This is a genomic window from Methylocystis sp. (genome assembly GCF_051061225.1).
GTDB lineage: Bacteria > Pseudomonadota > Alphaproteobacteria > Rhizobiales > Beijerinckiaceae > Methylocystis.
In genome coordinates, this window is record NZ_JBPFEB010000030.1 from 1 (window position 1) to 7639 (window position 7639).

Sequence of the window (7639 nt, forward strand, 5' to 3'; positions counted from 1 at the left end):
AGCGGGAACCGGAAATAGAGCCAGACGGCGTGGGCGATGATCTCCGGCGGGAAACGATGGCGTTTGTAGCTCACGGGCGGCTGGGTCATGTCCGCCCTTGTCGGCCCAAAAGCGCTACCCAGCCGTTAACGTGACAACGCCGTCCGCGAGCATGTGACACATGATCATTCCGCCGTAAGGCGAGCGCATGTCGTCGACATAAACTGCCAATTGATCCTCCCATAGCCGGACGGAAGGCCGCGACCACCTGCCGAGGCCGATCTGCAACGGGTCGGTGTAGGTCCATCGGTACCGTCCTTTTCATGCCATGCCTGCCTGGTTGTTCCGCAAATCCGCGAATATGGAAAATGGGCGTCAGCGAGTGACCCCTCTGGAACATGCGATTTCAGCTACTTGCCGTGCCGATCGGCGTCGAGACCCCACGCCGAATGACACGCAAAACTCGTCACACTATAACCCCGCGAGCTTGCGCAGAAGCATCTGCCCCAGTTGCGCCAGCGGATAGTCAAAGAGAAGCAAGGGGGCCAACGGCACCAAAGCGGCCCCGCCAATAATCACCAAGAGGCGTATGCTGATAGGAGCAAGGCGCATGTTGCGGACCACCGAGAAGCTGTTCCCAAGGTCCGCGAGGGATTGAAGATCGGGCGTTCCGAGCAACTGCTCCTGCGGGCCCTCGCGCCTAATCCATTTTTGCTCGAAGCTGTGGACGTAGAGAGAGGAAAGCGTCGTATAGTCACGCAGCCCTCTTTCCTGACTTGCCCTCAGCTTGAAAGCAAAGACGCAGAGCGGCGCGATGAACAAAAGAACATCGATCAGCAGTGTCATGAACAGAGCAGGATAAGCGTCTTTCAGACTGGTCCTGCCTGAAACGATATCCTCAGCGAATGTCGCCGAAACAATAATCGAGATGGCGAGAGCGAGAGTCGCAAAACGCGTGTGCACGATCTCGAGATAGCCGAGCCCTCCGGCGCGGTCAGGATGATCGGGCTGCAATGCAAGATTGCTCTTGGCCAGCCGCCACAGGAAAAGCCACCAAGACGCAAGCCGCCAAGCCCAGCGAAACATCAAGAAACGGAAGAGCGGTAGACAAACAAACCAATACCAAGCCGCGGCGAGAGGCATGGCGGCGAGCGCCTGGCTCGATTCATGCGGGCTCGCTCCGATAAGGCGCATTCGGACCCAAAGCACGGACACGGCGGCGGCGGCGACCAGGCTTGTCGCGTCGGGCAGCCATGAATTCTTCCAACGCAAGAGGCGACTAGCAGCCGTCTCCAGTTCGGGCAAAGCCCGCTCCCCCGGGAGTCCCGAGCGCAGCAACAGCACGACAAACTCGCGAAACTTGGCGTCTAGCGCCGTTTCAGCGACAAAGAGCAGCGGCAGCGCCAGGAGCAGCCGCGCATGCACCGCCACGACCGGCAGAGCAAAAATATTTGTCGCACCCTGAGCCAAAGCGAGAAACACGAGAACGAGCCAAGGAAGCCAGCCGAGCGCCAATCCAAGCAGGACCGTATTCTTATCCTCGCGCACAAGAGCACACCGCGCACCCAGTCGGTGAAGCGGGCCGCCAAGCAGCGACAAGTTTTCTGTTCCTGAACCCAAAGGCATTAGACCTCGTAAAAAGCAGTGGCTAATTCCCAGAAGAGCGTCTGCGTCTAGAATACACTGTCCATCTCGGATGAGAACGGCCGCATACTGCCTTACGCTTGTTTCGAGCCCTTTCCGCGATCCTCTGGCTTATCAAAGCCGTCAGGAACCCCATCGCCGAACTTGGAGCAGTGGTCAGGCCGAAGGCCGGTCGGAAAGGAACTCAGTGCGGCCAACGGCATTACAACGGGCAGGAACGCTGAACGCGTGCCCCTGCAGGTCGCCCTGCCAGGTTTTAGATGTCAGAGGTGAATCCCCGCCCTGTCAATTCAGGCTAATCGGTTGACCATGTCGGAGCCAACTCAATCGATCATAGATACGCGGCGTCCCCAGATGTTCCCCGAGCTGACGCCTGCGGAGATCGAGCGGCTGCGACGATTCGGCGAAGTCCGCTTCTATGGCAGAGGTGAAGCGTTGGCCAACGCCGGCCAAGTGGGCAAAGGCCTGACCGTCGTCTTGACCGGCAGGGTCGACATAAGCACGCACGACCAATCGGGTCACCGGGAGCTAATCGTCTCTCATGGCGCGGGCGGGTTCATGGGAGAATTGGCTCAGCTGGCGGGGCGACCAAGTCTAGTCGACGCTCACGCACAAGGACCGGTGGAGGCTTTGATCCTCCCGCCCGAACGGCTCCGGATGCTACTCATGGCGGAGGCCGAACTTGGAGAGCGGATCATGCGCGCACTGATCCTGCGTCGCGTCGGCCTGCTCGAGACTGGAGCCGGAGGTCCTGTGATCATCGGCAGCGCCGCGAACGGCGATGTCCTGCGGCTCGAAGGCTTTTTGTCACGCAATGGCCATCCTCATCAACGACTGGACCCGGAAGCGGATCCAGAGGCGAAGGCGCTGATCGAACGCTTCCAGGTCGGCCCACGCGAGTTGCCGATCGTGCTGTGCCCGGGCGGGCAGCTGCTGCGCAATCCTAGTGAGACCGAACTGGCCCGCTGCATCGGGCTCGTGGGGCCGATCGATCCGGAGCGGGTCTATGACGTGGCCATTGTCGGGGCAGGACCGGCTGGCCTGGCCACCGCGGTCTACGCGGCTTCTGAAGGGCTCTCCGTCCTGGTGCTGGACTGCCGAGCGTTTGGCGGCCAAGCGGGCGCTTCAGCGCGGATCGAGAACTACCTGGGCTTTCCTACGGGCATCACCGGTATGGCCCTGATGGCGCGCGCCTACAACCAAGCTCAGAAGTTCGGCGCTGAAATGGCGATTCCGGATGAGGTCATCGGCCTTCAGGCTATGGCCTCCGCCGACGAAGATAGCTTTCGCCTGAAACTGTTTAATGATGAACACGCGAGTGCACGCTCCGTGGTGATCGCCAGCGGGGCCCGATATAGGCGGCTGGATGTCGAGGATCTGGAAAAATTCGAAGGGTCGAGCGTGCACTATTGGGTCTCGCCCCTTGAGGGGAAACTCTGCGCTGGCCAGGAGGTGGCCCTCGTGGGAGCCGGCAATTCCGCTGGACAGGCTGCGGTCTATCTCTCAAGCCTAGCCGCCAAGGTGTGGCTCTTGGTGCGCGGACGCGATCTCGAAGCGAGCATGTCGCGCTATCTCGTCGACCGCATATCCGGCCTCTCCAATGTGGAAGTGGCGACGCAGGCGCAGGTCAGCGGACTGGAAGGAGAAGATGGCGTGCTGGAGGCGGTTCGCTGGCGTCGTGGCGCGTCGGCGGAGGAAGTCCGGAGGCCAATTCGTCACCTGTTCCTCTTCATTGGGGCTGACCCCAACACGGTTTGGCTATCCGGATCTGGCGTGGCGTTGGACGCGAAAGGGTTCGTGTTGACCGGCGCAGACGCCGCCGAAAAACGCCGCCCCCTGGAGACAAGCCGCTGCGGGGTCTTCGCCATCGGCGACGTTCGCTCGGGCTCCGTCAAACGGGTCGCTGCGGCGGTCGGTGAGGGCGCCCAGGTCGTCGCGACACTGCACGCCTTTCTGGCCGCTGTCGACCAGGAGCCGGCGAAACGAACGCTTGTGAGTGACCCGCCAAACAATGACGCCACTCAATAGCGATAGGAGCGACACATGAGCAAGACTGTCTATGAGATTGTCGAGCATGACGGGGGGTGGGCGTATCGCGTCGACGGAGTGTTTTCCGAAACTTTCCCGTCTCATGCCCTGGCTCGCAACGCGGCGGATCGCGCAGCGAACGAACAAACCGTTCCTGGAGAATCGACGGATATTTCCTTCGAAGACAAGGAAGGCCGTTGGCACGACGAAGCGTCGCGAGGCAGCGATCGGCCAGAGACCGACGTCGAGGGCTAATAAGTCCTCCAACGAACCTTCCACATCTGTGGAGCACAGGCTTAAATATTTTTCGTAGCGACTTCGCCGGTCAATGCGGGATCAATGCGAAGAGGAGCATGTTGACGAGATGGCTCACGACGCGAATTGGTTCGATATTTGCTCTCTAGAGGAGGCGTCACAGGCGTCGATCCGCCGGATCAAGGCGGACAACATGGAATTTGCGGTTTCCGTCAAGGAGGCGCGCGTCGGAGTCATCTCCAACGCCTGCAACCATGTCGGCGGTCCACTAGGCGAAGGCCGGCTAGACGGGGAATATATTGTTTGTCCCTGGCACAACTGGAAATTTCACCGTTGCACGGGGGTCGGCGAACCTGGGTTCGAAGGAGACTGCGTCCCGGCCTATCCGGTGAAAGTGGAAAATGGTCGCGTTTTCGTGGATCTGAACGCCGCGACGAAGCGGAAGCGGACGCCGCACGCACCTCATCCGCTTGCCAGACGGATCCAACGCGCGCCGGGCCCGCTGCGCCTCGCGGGCATCGCAACGACAGTCATGGATGCTTCGAATCCGCGATTTTCCGGCTCGGAACATGTTCTCGCTCATGCCTTGAAAGCCGCTAGTGAAGTTGGCGTTGATACGCGGCTGATCAGGTTGAATGAGCTAAAATTCCGAGCATGCGAAGGCTATTATTCAAAATCCGCGCACGCATGCACTTGGCCGTGTTCGATAACGCAAATGGATACAAATGACCAGATGGACCGCATCTACGAGGCTCTGGTGCACTGGGCCGACGTAATTCTCGTCGCGTCGCCCATACGTTGGGGAACGGCTTCGTCGCTCTATTTCAAGATGGCCGAACGGCTCAATTGCGTTCAGAATCAGATTACAATCGCCAATCGAGTGCTCATTCGCAACAAGGTCGCGGGTTTCATCATTGTGGGCGGGCAGGACAATATTCAGGCGGTGGCCGGGCAAATGCTCGGATTTTTCGCGGAGCTTGGGTTCATCTTCCCCCAGTTTCCCTTTATTGCTCACTCGCGCGGTTGGTCGCACGAAGATATGGAGCGAAATGTCGACATTGTGCAACATTCAAACGAATTGGCCGTGGGCGCGGCCATGCTTGCTAAACGCTGCATCGAGCTCGCGAAAGACTTAATTGCGCGCGACGAGGCTCCCGCTTCGATTCACCGCGGAGGTCGCAAGGCGCATTCGCTTCGCACGAAATGACCCGAACCGCGAGGCGCGACACCATTGCATGGCAAGCTCATGGGATGGGCCAACGAAGTGGCTACGTAGGTAGCAGCTTATCGCCGTTTACCAAGAGCTCGGCGCCATGGACATCCCTGGCCATTCCTATCCCTGCAACGAAGGACCTGAAGCCACCGATCCGCGCCACGATGGGCGCGTCGGTCGCGGCGGCCATATTTTACGGCAGGCATTACGTGAAATTGTCGCGCAGGGCCTGTGAGCTCTTGCACATGGCGAGGCAGCGCGGGATATTCGAGGAAGCAAATGGCGAGGATTGAGCCTTTGTTCTTGGGCGGAATAGTTTTCTGGACAACCGAAAAGCGTGCTTGCGCCATCGTGAGCAGCGGAGCTCGACGCTAAGTCGGAGCACGCCCGATACTAAGACCATCGCTCACTCAAAATTTTGTTGATCTTGCCGAAGTAGGTCCCACTTGCCAATGGGCTGCGCCTTACGGCGCTGACGCTTCAGAGGAGCTCTGCCATGTTACGTAAATTGGCGCTTGTCACTGCGGTTGCGGGTGCGTTGGCGCTCCCAACGGCGGCATTTGCCGCGTGGGGTGGAGGCTATGGTGGAACCCCGGGAACGAGCGATGCCGGAGGTGGAAAAGGGTCTTCTCAAAACAAAGAAAAAGGCGGCTACGGCGGCGGACAGAAGAGCGACAACGATAGTTGGGGCAGCAGGAAAGGTAGTAGCGGCGGCGCTCGTGGCGGTGATCGTTGGGGCAACGACGGCGGCGGGTACGGCGGTCGTGGGGGTGACCGCTGGGGCCACGATGGCGGGCGTCGCGGAGGAGGCTATTGGGGACACGATTACGGTCGCGGCGGAGATCGCTGGGGCCACGGCCGCGACGGATATGGAGGACGTCGTGGCGATCGGTGGGGCCACTCTGACGACCGTATGTCGTGCCGGGAAATGCAGCGCAGAGGCTACAGAATCGGATGCGGCGGTGATCAGTGGGGGCACGGCCACGGCGATTATGGCGGCCGCAGCTGGTAGGATTAAGAGGTGATACGGAGGCCCTTGGCAGTCACCGCCAAGGGCCCTTATTTGCTGGTCAAAGTTTCTGGCGGCTCGAGCGCATCATAATACTACTTTGGACGCTAAGCGGCGGCCCTGTCATGCGAACAAATCGGGCAGCTTATGGTTTGGGGCAAAAGAGCGGAGGCGGAACCCTCGTTGCGAAGGGAGCAAGACTTCCTGCTCCTAATACTTGCGAGAGGCTTGCGCTATTCGAGGTTGACGGGAAGGAAGGACCCGCAACTAAGGGACTTGAGGGGGCGGCGACCGGTTCAATTTGCGCGGATGCCGTTGGCTCCATCGTCATTTTTCATTATACATACGATGGTTGCTTGGGACCAATAGTTATTTTGAATCGGCGACCTGTCGGCTCCAGCTACAGAATGGAAATTTACCGAGTACGTTCGGTGGTTGTCGTGGCAAGGCGAACCAAAGCGACTTTCGTGATGATAGTGCGATACTGACGTTGTGCGACGTGCAAGTGCCTAATGACATTGCCGCGTTGTGTGATCAGGCCTGGGTTCTCTCATGGTCTTGATAAGCAGTGAAGGGGGTGCGCAGCCCCCGCGGCTGGCACCGGGCATCTCGACAAGCGTCTTGCGTCCGGTCCTGATCCTTTCGCTTTCTTAGGACTGCGTCGTGGTCGCGGGAGGAGACCTCAGGCGCTTGTCCCGACAGAAGCGCCGACTTTGGCAACTGCCTGAGGAAATCGCCAGTGGCAACGGCAACGGCAAAGGCGGGGGTGGGCAGCGTTAGGCCCGTCACAAGAGGCCGCCGAAACCGGACCTCTCACTCATTATGTTTCCCCGTGATGGAACAATGTTCTAAGTTGGGCGGTTGGTTCTTCACCTCCTCCCAAGGGAACTCTTCTCCTTGGCCCGACCTCGTGCCGGGCTTTTTCTGGCCCCCGGCTTCGCGTCGGAAATCAGCTTAATTTGGCGGTTTCCGTCAAGCCGTCGGAATGGTAGGCGAAGCCTCTCATCACCGTCCGGTGCATGTTCAGATCGATAGAGTCGACCATTGTCGGCGCTATCCAAGATATGATCGGCGCTCTTCGCAGACTAGTTAACCGGCAAGCCCCGACGACGGCGGTTTGCGTCACGTTCTAACGGAGTGACACAAACGGTGTCCCCGTCGAATTGTTCGCGCCATACCAGCCCCTGCGGACACGCTGTCGCGCTGCCCACTGACAGACCACGTTTGCGGCGATTGGCGTCGCGCTCCCCGGGAAGCACGCAGACGGTATCTCCGTCAAAATGTTCCCGCCAAACCAAACCTTGTGGGCACCGACCCGCTTTTTTTTGAGGCGCCGGGAGATACGGGTGATCTGGGCCGTCATATGTCACGGCGATGTCAAATTAACTCGCTCAGAGTACAGCCAAGGGCCCTTGGCCTGGATTTTAGACGGATAGCGTCACGGACCTCCACTCCGTGAATGCCCTGAGGCGATGCAGATGTATGGCGATGGCCGAGTGGCGAGAAGGTTG

General features: G+C 59.6%; 7 protein-coding genes and 2 pseudogenes. 5 read left to right on the forward strand and 4 right to left on the reverse strand.

Going from position 1 to position 7639, the window contains the following annotated elements; genetic code table 11:
- The 3 genes and pseudogenes from ACR652_RS06780 to ACR652_RS06790 all read right to left on the reverse strand — a co-directional run.
- Positions 1–89, reverse strand: a pseudogene (locus ACR652_RS06780) (IS6 family transposase); the annotation flags it as partial.
- A gap of 25 nt (positions 90–114) precedes the next feature.
- Positions 115–267: a DUF4031 domain-containing protein gene (locus tag ACR652_RS06785; protein WP_434505761.1), complete on the reverse strand. Its 153-nt coding sequence runs from the start codon at positions 265–267 to the stop codon at positions 115–117.
- A gap of 183 nt (positions 268–450) precedes the next feature.
- Positions 451–1578 carry a hypothetical protein gene (locus ACR652_RS06790; RefSeq protein WP_434505762.1) on the reverse strand — a complete coding sequence of 376 codons (1128 nt, stop codon included), beginning with the start codon at positions 1576–1578 and terminating at the stop codon, positions 451–453.
- Positions 1579–1932: 354 nt separating this feature from the next.
- Here ACR652_RS06790 and ACR652_RS06795 point away from each other — a divergent pair, with 354 nt between their 5' ends.
- From ACR652_RS06795 to ACR652_RS06815, 5 genes are all read left to right on the forward strand, one after another.
- Positions 1933–3651 carry an FAD-dependent oxidoreductase gene (locus ACR652_RS06795; protein ID WP_434505767.1) on the forward strand — a complete coding sequence of 573 codons (1719 nt, stop codon included), beginning with the start codon at positions 1933–1935 and terminating at the stop codon, positions 3649–3651.
- Between the two features lie 15 nt (positions 3652–3666).
- Positions 3667–3906: a hypothetical protein gene (locus ACR652_RS06800; RefSeq protein WP_434505763.1), complete on the forward strand. Its 240-nt coding sequence runs from the start codon at positions 3667–3669 to the stop codon at positions 3904–3906.
- A gap of 109 nt (positions 3907–4015) precedes the next feature.
- Entirely contained in the window at positions 4016–5113 is a 1098-nt protein-coding gene (locus ACR652_RS06805; protein WP_434505764.1) for a Rieske 2Fe-2S domain-containing protein, read from the forward strand.
- Positions 5114–5219: 106 nt separating this feature from the next.
- Positions 5220–5354: a hypothetical protein gene (locus ACR652_RS06810; RefSeq protein ID WP_434505765.1), complete on the forward strand. Its 135-nt coding sequence runs from the start codon at positions 5220–5222 to the stop codon at positions 5352–5354.
- 370 nt (positions 5355–5724) lie between these two features.
- Positions 5725–6144 carry a hypothetical protein gene (locus ACR652_RS06815; RefSeq protein WP_434505766.1) on the forward strand — a complete coding sequence of 140 codons (420 nt, stop codon included), beginning with the start codon at positions 5725–5727 and terminating at the stop codon, positions 6142–6144.
- 1408 nt (positions 6145–7552) lie between these two features.
- Here ACR652_RS06815 and ACR652_RS06820 read toward each other — a convergent pair.
- A pseudogene (locus tag ACR652_RS06820) lies at positions 7553–7639 on the reverse strand (IS6 family transposase); the annotation flags it as partial.